General features: G+C 69.4%; 17 protein-coding genes. 14 read left to right on the forward strand and 3 right to left on the reverse strand.

The genetic code is table 11. From position 1 onward, the window contains the following. Entirely contained in the window at positions 1–2,160 is a 2,160-nt protein-coding gene (lpdA, locus tag ACA089_RS13960; protein ID WP_372017957.1) for a dihydrolipoyl dehydrogenase, read from the forward strand. Positions 2,161–2,240: 80 nt separating this feature from the next. On the opposite strand, the gene ACA089_RS13965 is transcribed toward lpdA, so the two are convergent. After that, positions 2,241–3,068 carry a hypothetical protein gene (locus tag ACA089_RS13965; RefSeq protein WP_372017958.1) on the reverse strand — a complete coding sequence of 276 codons (828 nt, stop codon included), beginning with the start codon at positions 3,066–3,068 and terminating at the stop codon, positions 2,241–2,243. Positions 3,069–3,413: 345 nt separating this feature from the next. On the opposite strand from ACA089_RS13965, the gene ACA089_RS13970 reads away from it, so the two are divergent. The 13 genes from ACA089_RS13970 to ACA089_RS14030 all read left to right on the forward strand — a co-directional run bounded on the left by ACA089_RS13970 (position 3,414) and on the right by ACA089_RS14030 (position 13,738). Continuing rightward, entirely contained in the window at positions 3,414–3,782 is a 369-nt protein-coding gene (locus ACA089_RS13970) for a hypothetical protein (RefSeq protein ID WP_372017960.1), read from the forward strand. Positions 3,783–3,832: 50 nt separating this feature from the next. Further along, positions 3,833–4,630, forward strand: coding sequence for a F0F1 ATP synthase subunit A (atpB, locus tag ACA089_RS13975; RefSeq protein ID WP_372017961.1), 798 nt, complete (start codon positions 3,833–3,835; stop codon positions 4,628–4,630). 76 nt (positions 4,631–4,706) lie between these two features. Further along, positions 4,707–4,997, forward strand: a complete 291-nt coding sequence (gene atpE / locus ACA089_RS13980) for a F0F1 ATP synthase subunit C (RefSeq protein ID WP_162376963.1) — start codon at positions 4,707–4,709, stop codon at positions 4,995–4,997. Between the two features lie 101 nt (positions 4,998–5,098). Further along, positions 5,099–5,569 (forward strand): F0F1 ATP synthase subunit B, encoded by a 471-nt coding sequence (locus ACA089_RS13985; protein ID WP_372017963.1) that lies wholly within the window; start codon positions 5,099–5,101, stop codon positions 5,567–5,569. A 2-nt stretch (positions 5,570–5,571) separates the two neighbouring features. After that, complete coding sequence (locus tag ACA089_RS13990) at positions 5,572–6,099, forward strand: F0F1 ATP synthase subunit delta (RefSeq protein ID WP_372017964.1); 528 nt, start codon at positions 5,572–5,574, stop codon at positions 6,097–6,099. Between the two features lie 78 nt (positions 6,100–6,177). Next, positions 6,178–7,725, forward strand: a complete 1,548-nt coding sequence (atpA, locus tag ACA089_RS13995) for a F0F1 ATP synthase subunit alpha (RefSeq protein ID WP_372017965.1) — start codon at positions 6,178–6,180, stop codon at positions 7,723–7,725. A gap of 86 nt (positions 7,726–7,811) precedes the next feature. Continuing rightward, the gene (gene atpG / locus ACA089_RS14000) at positions 7,812–8,675 is read left to right on the forward strand and encodes a F0F1 ATP synthase subunit gamma (protein ID WP_372017967.1); all 864 of its coding nucleotides are present in this window, start codon (positions 7,812–7,814) and stop codon (positions 8,673–8,675) included. A 40-nt stretch (positions 8,676–8,715) separates the two neighbouring features. Further along, entirely contained in the window at positions 8,716–10,134 is a 1,419-nt protein-coding gene (atpD, locus tag ACA089_RS14005) for a F0F1 ATP synthase subunit beta (RefSeq protein ID WP_372017969.1), read from the forward strand. Positions 10,135–10,198: 64 nt separating this feature from the next. Beyond that, positions 10,199–10,624 carry a F0F1 ATP synthase subunit epsilon gene (locus tag ACA089_RS14010; protein ID WP_372017971.1) on the forward strand — a complete coding sequence of 142 codons (426 nt, stop codon included), beginning with the start codon at positions 10,199–10,201 and terminating at the stop codon, positions 10,622–10,624. 141 nt (positions 10,625–10,765) lie between these two features. Next, entirely contained in the window at positions 10,766–11,812 is a 1,047-nt protein-coding gene (gene trpD, locus ACA089_RS14015) for an anthranilate phosphoribosyltransferase (RefSeq protein ID WP_372017972.1), read from the forward strand. Then, positions 11,809–12,147, forward strand: a complete 339-nt coding sequence (locus ACA089_RS14020) for an antibiotic biosynthesis monooxygenase family protein (RefSeq protein WP_372017974.1) — start codon at positions 11,809–11,811, stop codon at positions 12,145–12,147. The genes trpD and ACA089_RS14020 overlap by 4 nt, the downstream gene beginning before the upstream one ends. A gap of 63 nt (positions 12,148–12,210) precedes the next feature. After that, entirely contained in the window at positions 12,211–13,005 is a 795-nt protein-coding gene (gene trpC, locus ACA089_RS14025; RefSeq protein ID WP_372017975.1) for an indole-3-glycerol phosphate synthase TrpC, read from the forward strand. Further along, positions 12,998–13,738, forward strand: a complete 741-nt coding sequence (locus ACA089_RS14030) for a haloacid dehalogenase-like hydrolase (protein ID WP_372017977.1) — start codon at positions 12,998–13,000, stop codon at positions 13,736–13,738. The genes trpC and ACA089_RS14030 overlap by 8 nt, the downstream gene beginning before the upstream one ends. A gap of 12 nt (positions 13,739–13,750) precedes the next feature. Here the strand turns inward: ACA089_RS14030 and ACA089_RS14035 are convergent, their stop codons facing one another. Both ACA089_RS14035 and crp read right to left on the reverse strand, forming a co-directional pair. Beyond that, positions 13,751–14,503 carry a sulfite exporter TauE/SafE family protein gene (locus tag ACA089_RS14035; protein WP_372017978.1) on the reverse strand — a complete coding sequence of 251 codons (753 nt, stop codon included), beginning with the start codon at positions 14,501–14,503 and terminating at the stop codon, positions 13,751–13,753. 27 nt (positions 14,504–14,530) lie between these two features. Next, the gene (gene crp, locus ACA089_RS14040) at positions 14,531–15,217 is read right to left on the reverse strand and encodes a cAMP-activated global transcriptional regulator CRP (protein WP_372017980.1); all 687 of its coding nucleotides are present in this window, start codon (positions 15,215–15,217) and stop codon (positions 14,531–14,533) included. Positions 15,218–15,224 lie beyond the last annotated feature (7 nt).

Consider the following 15,224-nt stretch of genomic DNA (forward strand, 5'->3'; position numbering starts at 1 on the left):
ATGGCGAACACGATCGAAGTGAAAGTCCCGGACATCGGCGATTACAGCGACGTCCCGGTGATCGAGGTGCTGGTCGCCGTCGGCGAGACGGTGAAGAAGGACCAGGGCCTGGTCACGCTGGAATCGGACAAGGCGACGCTGGAAGTGCCGTCGACCGCCGATGGCGTGGTCAAGGAGATCAAGGTCAAGATCGGCGACCGGCTGTCGGAAGGCGGCGTGGTGGTCGTGCTGGAAGCCGCGGGTGCCGCGGCGCCTGCGGCGCCGAAGCCTGCAGCGCCGGCCGCAGCGCCGGGCGCACCGGCCCCGGCTGCCGCACCGGCCCCGGCCGCGCCTGCAGTCGCCGCACCGGCTGCCGCTTCGTCCGGCCCGGTCGAGATCAGGGTGCCCGACATCGGCGACTACAGCGGCGTGCCGGTGATCGAAGTGCTGGTCAAGGTTGGCGACACGGTCAAGAAGGACCAGGGCCTGGTCACGCTGGAGTCGGACAAGGCCACGCTGGAGGTGCCGTCCACCGCCGATGGCGTGGTCAAGGAACTGAAGGTCAAGCTCGGCGACGCACTGTCGCAGGGCGACGTGGTCGCGGTGCTCGAATCGGCCGCCGCCGCACCCGCGGCGGCCGCCGCGCCGGGCAGCAAGCCGCCGGTCGCACCGTCGCACCGGGCCCCGGCCGAGCCGGCGGCACCGAAGCCCGCACTGGGCACCGGCAAGCCGGCCGACATCGAATGCCGCATCGTGGTGATCGGTTCGGGCCCCGGCGGTTACACCGCCGCGTTCCGCGCCGCCGACCTGGGCCTGGATACCGTGCTGGTCGAGCGCTACGACACGCTCGGTGGCGTCTGCCTCAACGTCGGCTGCATCCCGTCCAAGGCGCTGCTGCATGCGGCGGCGCTGATCGAGGAAGCATCGCACTCGGACGGCATCGGCATCAGCTTCGGCAAGCCGAAGATCGACCTGGACAAGCTGCGCGGCTTCAAGCAGGACAAGGTCGTCGGCCAGTTCACCAAGGGCCTGGCCGGCATGGCCAGGCAGCGCAAGGTGCGCACGGTGCAGGGCGTGGCGAAGTTCGTGTCGCCGAACGAACTGCTGATTTCGACAGAAGCGGGCGCCGGCAGCGACGGCAAGACCCAGCTGCTGCGCTTCGAGCAGTGCATCATCGCTGCAGGTTCGCAGGCGGTGAAGCTGCCGAACTTCCCGTGGGACGACCCGCGGGTGATGGATTCCACCGACGCGCTGCAGCTGGCCGAGGTGCCGAAGTCGCTGCTGGTGGTGGGTGGCGGCATCATCGGCCTGGAGATGGCCACCGTGTATCGCGCGCTGGGCGCGGAAGTCACCGTGGTCGAGTTCATGGACCAGCTGATGCCGGGCGCCGACAAGGACATGGTCAAGCCGCTCGCCGACCGCCTGAAGAAGCAGGGCGTGGTCGTGCACCTGAAGACCAAGGCGGCCAAGGTCGAAGCCTCGAAGAAGGGCATCACCGTGTCGTTCGAGAGCGCCACCGAAGGCCAGAAGCCGGAGCTGGAATCGGGCACCTGGGACCGCGTGCTGGTGGCGGTGGGCCGTTCGCCGAACGGCGGCAAGCTCGACGCGGCCAAGGCCGGCGTGCAGGTCACCGACCGCGGCTTCATCCCGGTCGACCGGCAGATGCGGACCAACGTGCCGCACATCTTCGCCATCGGCGACCTGGTCGGCCAGCCGATGCTGGCGCACAAGGCCACGCACGAGGGCAAGCTCGCGGCCGAAGTGGCCGCCGGCGAGAAGAAGGAGTGGGTGGCGCGGGTGATCCCGTCGGTGGCCTACACCGATCCGGAGATCGCCTGGGTCGGCGTGACCGAAACCGAGGCCAAGGCCAAGGGCCTGAAGGTCGGCGTGGGCAAGTTCCCGTGGGTGGCGTCGGCGCGCGCGGTCGGCATCGGCCGCGGCGAAGGCTTCACCAAGCTGATCTTCGACGAGCACACCCATCGCATCATCGGCGCGGGCATCACCGGCGTGCATGCCGGCGACCTGATTTCCGAGCTGGCGCTGGCGATCGAGATGGGCGCCGAAGCCGGAGACATCGGCGCCACGATCCACCCGCACCCGACCCTGGGCGAGACGGTGGCGATGGCGGCGGAGGTGTACGAGGGCACGATCACCGACCTGTACATCCCGAAGAAGAAGTAAGCCGGACTGCCTGCCGGCTGGACGTGGAAAGCCCCGGCAATGCCGGGGCTTTCTTCATCCGCGCGCCTCGGTGGCGGACCTCAGAAGGCGAGGGTCACGCCCACCACCGGTCCCTTGAAGCGCTGGTCCCAGCCGATGATGCCGTCCTCGATGTAGTCGCCGCGCACGTCGCGCTGCACGTCCAGCCGGTACCACTCGTACCCGGCGAACATGCCGAAGTTGTCGGTGAAGCGGTACTCGGCCACCGCGTTGGCGCGGCTGATGCTGCCGTCGTAGTCGCCGAAATCACCCCAGCCCGCATCCAGGTACTGGCCCTGCAGGTTGAACAGCCAGCGCTCGCTCGGCCGCGCGGTCAGGCGCACGCCGACCACCGGCGCGTAGCCGGTCTCGCTGGCGCGGTCGGTCCAGCGCTCGTCGCCGGCCTCGGCCAGCAGGGTCGCCTCGGCCTTCGCCCATTCGGCGCCGATCTGCAGGCCCATGCTGAAGCGGTCGTTCTCCACCACCGCGAAGTCGTAGAGCAGGCTGGCGAGCTGGAAGTCGAGTTCGGCCCGGGCAAAGCTGCCGGCCGGGATCGTGATGTCGTCGAAGGACACGTCCTGGTCCAGCGTCTCGCGGCGCTTCTTGTCGTAGTTGAAGTAGTCGAACACCAGGCGGTGGCGGTCGCCCATGCGGAACACGCCATCGATCCTGGGCACCCATTCGTCGCTGCCGAAGTCCACGTTCTCCGAGAAGCGGTAACGCTCGTCCATGAACGTGGTCTCGCCCGAGAGGGTGCTGTCGGCGCCGGCGCTCATGGCGCCCAGCCGCAAGGTGAAGCGGTCGGCCTCCTGGGCACCGGCGGCGGCAGCCGCCAGCAGGGCAGGCAGGGCGAGGAGGGCGGGAAGGCGGCGGGAACGTGGACGGTTCATGCGGAGGCTCGCGACGGGGGGAGGCCTCGGACTATCCCGTCGCCGTGGTCCATGAGTCGTGATGCACGCATGGATAAGGCGTGAAAGCCGTCGATCCACCGCACAACGGCATCCAATCGCCGCGATCCACGAAAAAGCCCCGGTGGGGGCCGGGGCGGTGCCCGGACTGGACCGACGAGGTTCTCCGTCCCGGCTTCCCATGGACCCCGGCGCCTGGCCCGAGTTCCATACGCCCGCCCCAACCTTCGCCGGTTGTCCCCGAAAATGTCCCGCTGCTATACTTTTGCGGCTCGGCAGGGGCCGTTTCACGCCCGCCATCCGCTTACTCCCGCAGGTAACCATCGCGTGCTGAACTCCGTTGCCGCTGGCCGGCGACAGGCCGGTCGCGCGATCGCCTGGCAGGCAGGGGCGACGTTGCTGGTCGCGCTGGCCTGCCTCTGGCAGGGGCCGCGCTGGTCGGCGGCGGCGCTGGTGGGCGGCGGCGCGGTGGTCCTGGCCGGATGGTTCTCGGCCAGGCTCGCGCTGGGGGGCGGCGTCGCAGCCGCGGTCCCGGCGCTGGCCAGGCTGGTGGCCGGGGTGCTGGCCAAGTGGCTGGTCCTGGTCGCGATGCTGGTGCTGGGCGTGCTGGCGTGGGGGTTGCCCGCGCTGCCGATGCTCGCCGCGGCGGTAGTGGTACTGGCGGTGCAGGTCCTGGCGCTGGCACTGGCGCGCTGATCCGCGCGATCGATCTCAATTCAGGCTGTTAGAACAGGAAAACCGGACCCATGGCGGCTGAGGCGGAACTGACCCCAACCAGCTACATCCAGCACCACCTCCAGAACCAGGTCGCGCACCTAGGCGAGGGGAGCTTCTGGACGCTGCACGTGGACACCTTCGTGACCGCGGTGCTGATGGGCCTGTTCATGGTGTTCATCTTCTGGCTGGCCACGCGCAAGGCCACCGCGGGCGTGCCGGGCAAGTGGCAGGCCTTCGTCGAGATCTGCCTGGAGTTCGTGGACCGCCAGGCGCGCGACACCTACCACGGGACCAGCAAGCTGGTGACGCCGATCGCGATCACCCTGTTCTTCTGGATCCTGCTGATGAACCTGCTGAAGATGATCCCGGCGGACTTCTTCGCCATCCCGCTGGGCTGGGTCGGCGTCCATTACTGGAAGCCGGTGCCGACCGCCGACGTGAACGCCACCTTGGGCATGTCGGTCAGCGTGTTCTTCCTGATGATCTTCTTCGCGCTGCGCGCCAAGGGCCTGGGGCACTTCACCCTGGAGTTCCTGGCCGCGCCGTTCGGCAAGTGGATGATGCCGTTCAACCTCATCCTCAACACCGTCGAATGGCTGAGCAAGCCGATTTCGCTGGCGATGCGACTGTTCGGCAACATGTTCGGCGGCGAGATCGTGTTCCTGCTGATCTGGGTGCTCGGCGGCGCCGGCATCGCCGGCATGTTCGCCGGCGCGGCCTTCGGCTTCGGCTGGATGATCTTCCACCTGCTGGTGATCCCGCTGCAGGCGTTCATCTTCATGATGCTGTCGATCGTGTACCTGAGCCTGTCCGAAGACAGCCACTAGAGTTCCGCTTCACCCTTCGTTCCCACCTGCTTTCATCAGCTGTCCACCACTAAAGCAATTCGTTCCGGAGAAAACCATGGAAATCGCACTGACCGCTCTCGCTTCCGTCCAGGCTTCGACCGTTCTGGCCATCGGCATCATGATCGGCCTGGCCGCGCTGGGCGCCGGCCTGGGTCTGGCCATCATGGCCGGCAAGTTCCTGGAGTCGGCCGCGCGCCAGCCGGAGCTGATCCCGGTGCTGCAGGTCCGCATGTTCATCACCGCCGGCCTGATCGACGCCGCGTTCATCATCTCGGTCGCCGTCGGCCTGCTGTTCGCCTTCGCCTCGCCGTTCGTCGCGCCGTTCCTGGCCCAGCTGGGCGGCTGATCGAACCTCGGGTGGCGCCCGCGCATCCGCGCGGGCGTTGACAGGATGGAGGGGCCGGCCGGCATGTCCGCCGGTCCCGTCACCACAGGCAGAGCGCACCAATGAGCATCAATCTGACCCTTTTCGCCCAGGCGCTGGCCTTTGCCGCGCTGATCTGGCTGATCGCGACCAAGATCTGGCCGCCGCTGCTGAAGGCCATCGAGGAACGGCAGCAGAAGATCGCCGAGGGCCTGGCCGCGGCCGACCGCAGCCAGAAGGACCTGGCGCAGGCGCAGGACAAGGTCAACGAGCTGGTGAAGGAAGCACGCGCCAAGGCCAACGAGATCATCGACCAGGCCCACGCGCGCGCCAACCAGATCGTCGACGCCGCGCGCGAGGAAGCGCTCGCCGAGGCCGGTCGCCAGAAGGCGGCCGCCCAGGCCGAGATCGACGCGTCCGCCAACCGGGCCCGCGAGGACCTGCGCCGGCAGGTGTCGTCGCTGGCGGTCAACGGCGCCGAGAAGCTGCTGCGCCGCGAAATCGACGCCAACGCCCACAAGGCGCTGCTCGACGAGCTGGCGGCCGAGATCTGAGCATGAGCCAGGCCCTCACCCTCGCCCGTCCCTACGCCCGCGCCGCCTTCGCGGCCGCGCGCGACGAGAACCGCGTGGACGCGTGGTCGCAGGCGCTGGGCTTCGCCGCCCAGGTCGCCGCCGACCCGCGCGTCGCCGGCCTGCTGCTCAACCCGGAGCTGGGCAGCGACCAGGCGGTCGCGCTGCTGGCCCCGCAGGGCGCGGAGGCTTCGTTCACCCGCTTCCTCGGCCTGCTATCCGAGGCCGGGCGCCTGCCGCTGCTGGTCGACGTCGCCGGCCTGTTCGAGCAGCTGCGCGCCGAAGACCAGCGCGTGGTGCGCGCCACCGTCACTTCCGCCGCCGAGCTGTCGCCGCAGGAGCTGGACAAGCTGCGTGACGCGCTCAAGCGCCGCTTCGGCCGCGAGGTCGAGCTGGAGGCCGCGGTGGACGCCAGCCTGATCGGCGGCGCGGTGATCGACGCCGGCGACGTGGTGATCGACGGCTCGCTCAAGGGCAAGCTCGCGCGCCTGCAGACCGCGCTGGCGGGCTGACCCGGCACCAGACAGTTCACTTTTCAGGTCGCAAACACCGAGCCTCTTGCTCGGGCCCGCGACTCCAAGGAAACCAAGATGGCAACCACGCTCAACCCCTCCGAAATCAGCGACCTGATCAAGACCCGCATCGAGCAGGTCAAGCTGTCGGCTGAAGCCCGCAACGAAGGCACCGTGACCTCGGTGTCCGACGGCATCGTGCGCATCTTCGGCCTGGCCGACGTGATGCAGGGCGAAATGATCGAGCTGCCCAACAATACCTTCGCTCTGGCGCTGAACCTGGAGCGCGACTCGGTCGGCGCCGTGGTCCTCGGCGACTACGAGCACCTGCGCGAGGGCGACGTGGCCAAGACCACCGGCCGCATCCTCGAGGTGCCGGTCGGCCGCGAGCTGCTGGGCCGCGTGGTCAACGCGCTGGGCGAGCCGATCGACGGCAAGGGCCCGATCGCCGCCAAGCTGACCGCGCCGGTGGAGCGCGTGGCGCCGGGCGTGATCTGGCGCAAGTCGGTCGACCAGCCGGTGCAGACCGGCTACAAGTCGGTCGACGCGATGATCCCGATCGGCCGCGGCCAGCGCGAGCTGATCATCGGCGACCGCCAGACCGGCAAGACCGCTATGGCGATCGACGCGGTGATCAACCAGAAGGACACCGGGATCAAGTGCGTGTACGTGGCGATCGGCCAGAAGGCCTCGACCATCGCCAACATCGTGCGCAAGCTGGAAGAGAACGGCGCGCTGGCCCACACGATCGTCGTGGCCGCCACCGCCTCCGAGTCGGCCGCGATGCAGTACATCAGCGCCTACTCCGGCTGCACCATGGGCGAGTTCTTCATGGACCGCGGCGAAGATGCGCTGATCGTGTACGACGACCTGTCCAAGCAGGCCGTCGCCTACCGCCAGATCTCGCTGCTGCTCAAGCGCCCGCCGGGCCGCGAAGCCTACCCGGGCGACGTGTTCTACCTGCATTCGCGCCTGCTCGAGCGCGCCGCGCGCGTGTCGGCCGACTACGTCGAGAAGTTCACCAACGGCGAGGTCAAGGGCCAGACCGGCTCGCTGACCGCGCTGCCGATCATCGAGACCCAGGCCGGCGACGTCTCCGCGTTCGTGCCGACCAACGTGATCTCGATCACCGACGGCCAGATCTTCCTGGAAACCGACCTGTTCAACGCCGGCATCCGCCCGGCGGTCAACGCCGGCATCTCGGTGTCGCGCGTGGGCGGCTCGGCCCAGACCAAGATCATCAAGAAGCTGTCGGGCGGCATCCGCATCTCGCTGGCCCAGTACCGCGAGCTGGCGGCGTTCGCGCAGTTCGCCTCGGACCTGGACGAAGCCACCCGCAAGCAGCTCGAGCGCGGCCAGCGCGTCACCGAGCTGATGAAGCAGAAGCAGTACGCGCCGATGTCCATCGCCAACCAGGCGCTGACGATCTACGCGGTCAACGAGGGCTACCTGGACGACGTGCCGGTCGGCAAGCTGCTGGCGCTGGAAGAAGGCCTGCATGCACATTTCGCCAACACCCAGGGCGCGCTGGTCGAGCAGATCAACAAGACCGGCGCCTGGAACGACGAGATCGAAGCGGCGTTCAAGCAGGGCATCGCCGAGTTCAAGCAGACCGGCACCTGGTAAGCCGCGGCGCGGCGCGGGGATGACCCGCCGCCGCGACGGTGACCAAGTCCAACGGCGGGCCATGGCCCGCCCCACGGGAAGAAGAGATGGCTGGCGGACGCGAAATCAAAACCAAGATCAAGAGCGTGCAGAACACCCGCAAGGTGACCCGCGCGCTGGAGATGGTCTCGGCCTCCAAGATCCGCAAGGCGCAGGACCGGATGCGGACCTCGCGCCCCTACACGCAGGCGATGCGGCAGGTCATCGGCCACCTGGCCCAGGCCAACACCGACTACCAGCATCCGCTCATGGTCGAGCGCGACCAGGTCCGGCGGGTGGGCTACATCGTGGTCTCCTCCGACCGCGGCCTGGCCGGCGGCCTGAACAACAACCTGTTCCGCAAGCTGCTGGGCGAGATCCGCGAGCACAACGAACGCGGCGTGGAAGTGGACATGGTCACCGTCGGCCAGAAGGCGCAGGCCTTCTTCCGCCGGATCAACGTGAACATGGTCGGCAGCGTTTCCCACCTGGGCGACGTGCCGCACCTGGACGACCTGCGCGGCGTGGTCAAGCTGCTGCTGCAGTCGTACATGGACGGGCAGCTGGACCGCGTGTACGTGGTCTACAACCACTTCGTCAACACGATGACCCAGAAGGCCACGTTCGACCAGCTGGTGCCGCTGCCGCCGACGCCGTCCGGCGTGCCCAACCACGACTGGGACTACATCTACGAGCCGGATGCGGCGACCGTGATCGACCACGTGCTCATCCGCTACCTGGAGTCCGTGGTGTACCAGGCGCTGCTCGAGAACGTGGCCTCCGAACACGCCGCGCGCATGGTGGCGATGAAGGCGGCCAGCGACAACGCGACCAAGCTGATCGGCACCCTGAACCTCGTCTACAACAAGGCGCGGCAGGCGGCGATCACCCAGGAAATCTCCGAGATCGTGGGCGGCGCGGCAGCGGTCTGACGCGCGAAGCCACAAAGAATTCTTCTAGAGGAATGCAGCAATGAGTCAGGGCAAGGTCGTTCAGATCATCGGCGCGGTCGTCGACGTCGAGTTTCCGCGCGCGGAAGTGCCGAAGGTGTACGACGCGCTGAAGGTCGATGGCACCGCCATCACCCTGGAAGTGCAGCAGCAGCTGGGTGACGGCGTGGTCCGCACCATCGCGCTGGGCTCCACCGACGGCCTCAAGCGCAACCTGGTCGCCACCAACACCGGCCGCGGCATCTCGGTGCCGGTCGGCGCCGGCACGCTGGGCCGCATCATGGACGTGCTCGGCGCGCCGATCGACGAGGCCGGCGACATCGACGCCGCCACGACCTGGGAAATCCACCGCGACGCCCCGAGCTTCGACGAGCAGGCCTCGGCCACCGAGCTGCTCGAGACCGGCATCAAGGTCATCGACCTGATGTGCCCGTTCGCCAAGGGCGGCAAGGTCGGCCTGTTCGGCGGCGCCGGCGTCGGCAAGACCGTCAACATGATGGAGCTGATCAACAACATCGCCAAGGCGCACTCGGGCCTGTCGGTGTTCGCCGGCGTGGGCGAGCGTACCCGCGAGGGCAACGACTTCTACCACGAGATGATCGAGTCGGGCGTCGTCAACGTCGAAAACCCGAAGGAATCGAAGGTGGCGATGGTCTACGGCCAGATGAACGAGCCGCCGGGCAACCGCCTGCGCGTCGCGCTGACCGGCCTGACCATGGCCGAGTACTTCCGCGACGAGAAGGACGCCTCGGGCAAGGGCCGCGACGTGCTGTTCTTCGTCGACAACATCTACCGCTACACCCTGGCCGGCACCGAAGTGTCGGCGCTGCTCGGCCGCATGCCGTCGGCGGTGGGCTACCAGCCGACCTTGGCCGGCGAGATGGGCGTGCTGCAGGAGCGCATCACCTCGACCAAGACCGGTTCGATCACCTCGATCCAGGCCGTGTACGTGCCCGCGGACGACCTGACCGACCCGTCGCCGGCGACCACCTTCGCCCACCTGGACTCGACCGTGACCCTGTCGCGCTCGATCGCCTCGCTCGGCATCTACCCGGCGGTCGACCCGCTGGACTCGACCAGCCGCCAGATGGACCCGAACGTCATCGGCCACGAGCACTACGACACCGCCCAGCGCGTCCAGCAGACCCTGCAGAAGTACAAGGAGCTGAAGGACATCATCGCGATCCTGGGCATGGACGAGCTGTCGGAAGACGACAAGCTGGCCGTGTCGCGCGCGCGCAAGATCGAGCGCTTCTTCAGCCAGCCGTTCCACGTGGCCGAGGTGTTCACCGGCTCCCCGGGCAAGTACGTGTCGCTGAAGGACACCATCCGCGGCTTCAAGGGCATCGTCGACGGCGAGTACGACCACCTGCCGGAGCAGGCGTTCTACATGGTCGGCACCATCGAGGAAGCGGCCGAAAAGGCGAAGAAGATCGCCTGATCCCCGGTAGCCCCGCCAGCGGCGGGGTTCCCGCTGCCGCAGCCCACGGAAAGAGAAGCCAAGCATGACCACCACCATCCGTTGCGACATCGTCAGCGCCGAGCAGGAGATCTTCCACGGCGAGGCGACCCTGGTCGTGGCCACCGGCGAGCTCGGCGAGCTGGGCATCGCGCCGCGGCACGCGCCGCTGATCACCCGGCTCAAGCCCGGCAAGGTCGTGGTGACGCTGGCGGACGGCTCCCAGCTGGACTTCGCCATCTCCGGCGGCATCCTCGAGGTGCAGCCGCAGGTGGTGACGGTGCTGGCCGATACCGCGATCCGCGCCCAGGACATCGACGAGGCGGCCGTGCGCAAGGCCAAGGAAGAGGCCGAGCGGGTGCTCGCCAATCGCGGCGAGGCGATGGACGTGGTCGAGGCGCAGAAGCGCCTGGCCGAGGTCTCCGCCCAGCTGCAGGCGCTCGAGCGCCTGCGCCGCACCCTCAAGCACTGACCCGCGTCCCGGCCCCCGGCCGGCCACGCAGCGGAAGACGCCGGCGCACGCCGGCGTTTTTCGTTTCAGCGGCGACCTCCGCTACCGCCCGGCGGCGCGGCGGTTAGACTGGGGCGACACCGCACCGCCGCGCATGCCGCCATGACCATCACGCCCCAGGAAGCGCTCCAGCGCACGATCGAGCACCGCGAAATCTTCCACGACGAGATGGTCGGGCTGATGCGGCAGATCATGCGCGGCGACGTCTCCCCGGTCATGGCCGCGGCGATCCTCACCGGCCTGCGGGTCAAGAAGGAGACCGTGGGCGAGATCGCCGGCGCGGCGCAGGTGATGCGCGAGTTCTCCCGCACCGTGGACGTGGCCGACCGCAGCCGCCTGGTGGACATCGTCGGCACCGGGGGCGACGGCTCGCACACCTTCAACATCTCCACCTGCTCGATGTTCGTCGCCGCGGCCGCCGGCGCGCGGGTGGCCAAGCACGGCAACCGCAGCGTCTCCTCGAAATCCGGCAGCGCCGACGTGCTCGAGGCGCTCGGCGCCGCGATCGAGCTGCAGCCGGAGCAGGTCGCCGAGTCGATCGCGCGCGCCGGCATCGGCTTCATGTTCGCCCCGGTCCATCACCCGGCGATGAAGGTGGTCGCGCCGGTCCGCCGCGAGATGGGCGTGCGCACGATCTTCAACATCCTCGGGCCGCTCACCAACCCCGCCGGCGCACCGAACATCCTGATGGGCGTGTTCCACCCGGACCTGGTCGGCATCCAGGCGCGCGTGCTGCACGAACTCGGCGCCGAGCGGGCGCTGGTGGTCTGGGGTCGCGACGGCATGGACGAGATATCTCTCGGCGCGGCGACCATGGTTGGCGAGCTGCGCGACGGCGTGGTGCGCGAGTACGAGATCCACCCGGAAGACTTCGGCATCGCGATGTCGGCCAGCCGCAACCTCAAGGTCGCCGATGCCGGCGAGTCGCGCGCGATGTTGCTGGGCGTGCTCGACGGCGCGGCCGGACCGGCGCGCGACATCGTCGCGCTCAACGCGGCCGCGGCGCTGTACGTCGCCGGCGTGGCCGCCGACATTCCCGACGGCATCGCGCGCGCGCGCGCGGCCCTCGACAGCGGCGCGGCGCGCCAGGCGCTGGCCGGCTTCGTCCAGGCCACCCGCGACCTGGCGGCGCAGGTGGCGCCGGCATGAGCGGCGGTTTCGCGAGGCTGCCGGCGCCGCCCTACTACGCGGTGATCTTCAGTTCGCGCCGCAACGGCGCGGACCCCGGGGAGTACGCCGCCGCCGCCGACCGCATGCTGGAGCTTGCCCGCGTGCAGCCCGGCTTCCTCGGGGTGGAGTCGGCCCGGGAGGCGGACGGCTTCGGCATCACCGTCTCCTACTGGGAAAGCGAGGCCGCCATCCGCGCCTGGCGCGAGCATGCCGAGCATGCGCAGGTGCGCCGGCATGGCCGCCGCCACTGGTACGAGCACTACGAACTGCGCGTGGCGCGGGTCGAGCGCGCCTCCGGTTTCGAGGGAGGCTGAGGCACCGGCGGTGCCGGCGCATGCGAGAATGCCCGTCCGCCGCGCGCCAGCTTGCGACCGCCGATGACCGACATCCTGCAGACCATCCTCGCCCGCAAGGCGGAAGAGATCGCCGAACGCCGGAGCCGGGTGCCGCTGGCCGAGGTCGCGGCGCGTGCGCGCGATGCGGGGCCGGTCCGCGGGTTCGCCGCCGCGCTGAAGGCCGCGATCGCCGCCGGCGATCCCGCGGTGATCGCCGAGGTCAAGAAAGCCAGCCCGTCCAAGGGCGTGATCCGGCCGGATTTCCGGCCCGCCGACATCGCGGTCAGCTACGAGTTCGGCGGCGCGTCGTGCCTGTCGGTGCTGACCGACGTGGATTTCTTCCAGGGCGCCGACGACTACCTGCAACAGGCCCGCGCCGCCTGCACCCTGCCGGTGCTGCGCAAGGATTTCACGGTCGACGCCTACCAGGTGCACGAGGCGCGCGTGCTCGGCGCCGACTGCATCCTGCTGATCGTGGCCGCGCTGGACGACATGCAGCTGGCCGACCTGTCGGGCCTGGCGATGGAACTGGGCATGGACGTGCTGGTCGAGGTCCACGACATCGACGAACTGGAGCGGGCGATCCAGGTGCCGGTGCCGCTGGTCGGCATCAACAACCGCAACCTGCGCACGTTCGAGGTTTCGCTGGACGTGACCCTGGAAATGAAGGGCGCGGTGCCGCGCGACCGCCTGCTGGTCACCGAGAGCGGGATCCTGGTGCACGCGGACGTGGCGCGGATGCGCGACGCCGGGGTGCACGCGTTCCTGGTCGGCGAGACCTTCATGCGCGCCGAGGAGCCGGGCGAGGCGCTGCGGCAGCTGTTCTTCGATGCATGAGGCCGCCCCAGTGAGCGCGGGACCCTATCCGACGCCGCGCGACGACGCGCCTTTGGTGGTGTTCGACTTCGACCACACGCTGTACGACGGCGACTCGGGCAGCCACCTGTTCGCCTGGCTGATCCGGCGCAACCCCCTGCGGGTGGCCGCCGCACTGCTGGCCACGCCGCTGCTCGGGCCGATGGTGGCGTTCCTGCCGACGCGGCGCTGGGGCATCTCGGGCTACGTCTGGATCGGCAGTTTCGGCCTGCACGCGGCGCGCGAGTTCGACCGCGTGATCGACCGCTACGTCGCCGGCCACCGCGACGAGATCGCCGGGCGGCTGTTGCCGGTGGCGCTCGAGGTGTTCGCCCGCCACCGCGCGCAGGGCGATCGCGTGGTCGTGGCAACGGGCGCGCCGCCGGAACTGGCGCGGGCCATCCTGGGTTTCGTCGCGCACGAGGACGTGCCGGTGATCGGCACCGCGGTCGGGCCGCGGCTGGGCGCGGTGGTCGCCACCCGCCACTGCCACAACGAGGAGAAGGTCCGCATGCTGCGCGAGCGCGGCTATGCCGACATCGACGTGGCGTACTCCGATTCCTCGGCCGACCTGCCGCTGCTGCAGGCCGCACGCAGCCCGGTCGTGGTGAATCCGAAGCCGGGCAGGGTGGAGATGTTCCGCCGGGTGCTGCCACCGGGCACGCCGATCCTCAACTGGGGCTGCCGGGACCGCGCCGGCATGCCGGCCGCCTGAGCCCCACGCCGGTTACAGCTTCAGGAGCGCGTGCCCGATCTGGAACAGGCTGATGCACAGCACCAGCACGCCCACCGCCACCAGCACCCACTGCTCGCGCACGCGCTTGACCAGCAGCGCCGCCACCGGGGCGGCGATCATGCCGCCGACCAGCAGGCCCAGCACGATCTGCAGGTGCTGCAGGCCGATGGACAGCAGGAAGGTGATGGACACCGCCAGCGTCACCACGAACTCGGCCGCGCTTACCGAGCCGATCACCGTGCGGGCCTGGCCGCCGCCGGCGAGCAGGGTCGAGGTGGCCAGCGGGCCCCAGCCGCCGCCGCCGCTGGCATCGAGCAGGCCGGCGAAGAAGCCGAGCACCGGCACCCGCCGGACCTCCCGGCGCGGCACCAGCCGGCCGCTGGCACGGACCAGGATCAGCACCGCCAGCACCAGCAGGTAGGCGTAGACGAACGGGCGGATGAAATCGCCCGGCAGTTGCGTGAGGACGTAGGCGCCGATGACGCCGCCGACCATGCCGGGGATGGCCAGGCGCAGGAACAGGCGCCGGTCGACATTGCCCATGGCCAGATGGGACACGCCGGAGGCGCCGGTCGTGAACACTTCAGCGGCGTGGATGCTCGCGCTGACCTGCGCCGGTGGCAGGCCCATGGCCAGCATGACCGAGGAGGAGACCAGCCCGTAGGCCATGCCGAGCGCCCCGTCGACCAGCTGCGCCGCCAGGCCGATCAGCACGAACCAGAAGAAGGTCTCGCCGAACTCCATCGTCCCGTGGACCGGGCACGCCGCCGGTCAGCGGGTGCCGTACAGCACGACGGTCTTGCCGCGCGCGTGCAGCTGCCCGTCCGCCTGAAGCTTCTTGAGCACGCGGCCGGCCATCTCGCGCGAGCACCCGACCAGTCGGGCCAGCTCCTGGCGCGACACGCGCATCTGCGTGCCCTGCGGGTGGCTCATCGCCTCCGGTTCCTTGGCCAGGTCGTGCAGGGTGCGCACGATCCGGTCGGTGACGTCCAGGAACGCGAGGCGGCTGGCCTTGCGGCTGGTGGTCAGCAGGCGCCGGGAAAGCTGGACCCCGATCGAATAGAGCAGCCGCGGGGCATCGCCGACCAGCGGCCCCAGCATCAGCTGCTGCAGGCGGTCGTAGCTGATCTCGGCCAGCTCGCAGGCGCTGCGGGTGCGGAGGATGACCTCGCGGCTGTCCGATTCGATGAACAGCCCCATCTCGCCGACGAACTCGCCGGCGCCGTAGTAGCCCAGCACCAGCTCGCGGCCGTCCTCCTCCTCGGCGATGATGCTCACCGAGCCGTTGACCACGTAGTACAGGGTGCCGGCCGGATCGCCGGGGCGGAACACGTCGGTCCGGTTCGGGTACCGCCGGCGCTGGCAATGGGCCAGGAAGCGCTCGACGGCGGCCTGGTCCAGCGTCAGCGGGCTGCTGGTGAAGCGCAGGGGGGTCACGGCGGGATTCCTGATTTTCATGGGTGAG

Origin of the sequence: Pseudoxanthomonas fibrivorans, assembly GCF_041464125.1 — a bacterium.
Lineage (GTDB): Bacteria > Pseudomonadota > Gammaproteobacteria > Xanthomonadales > Xanthomonadaceae > Pseudoxanthomonas.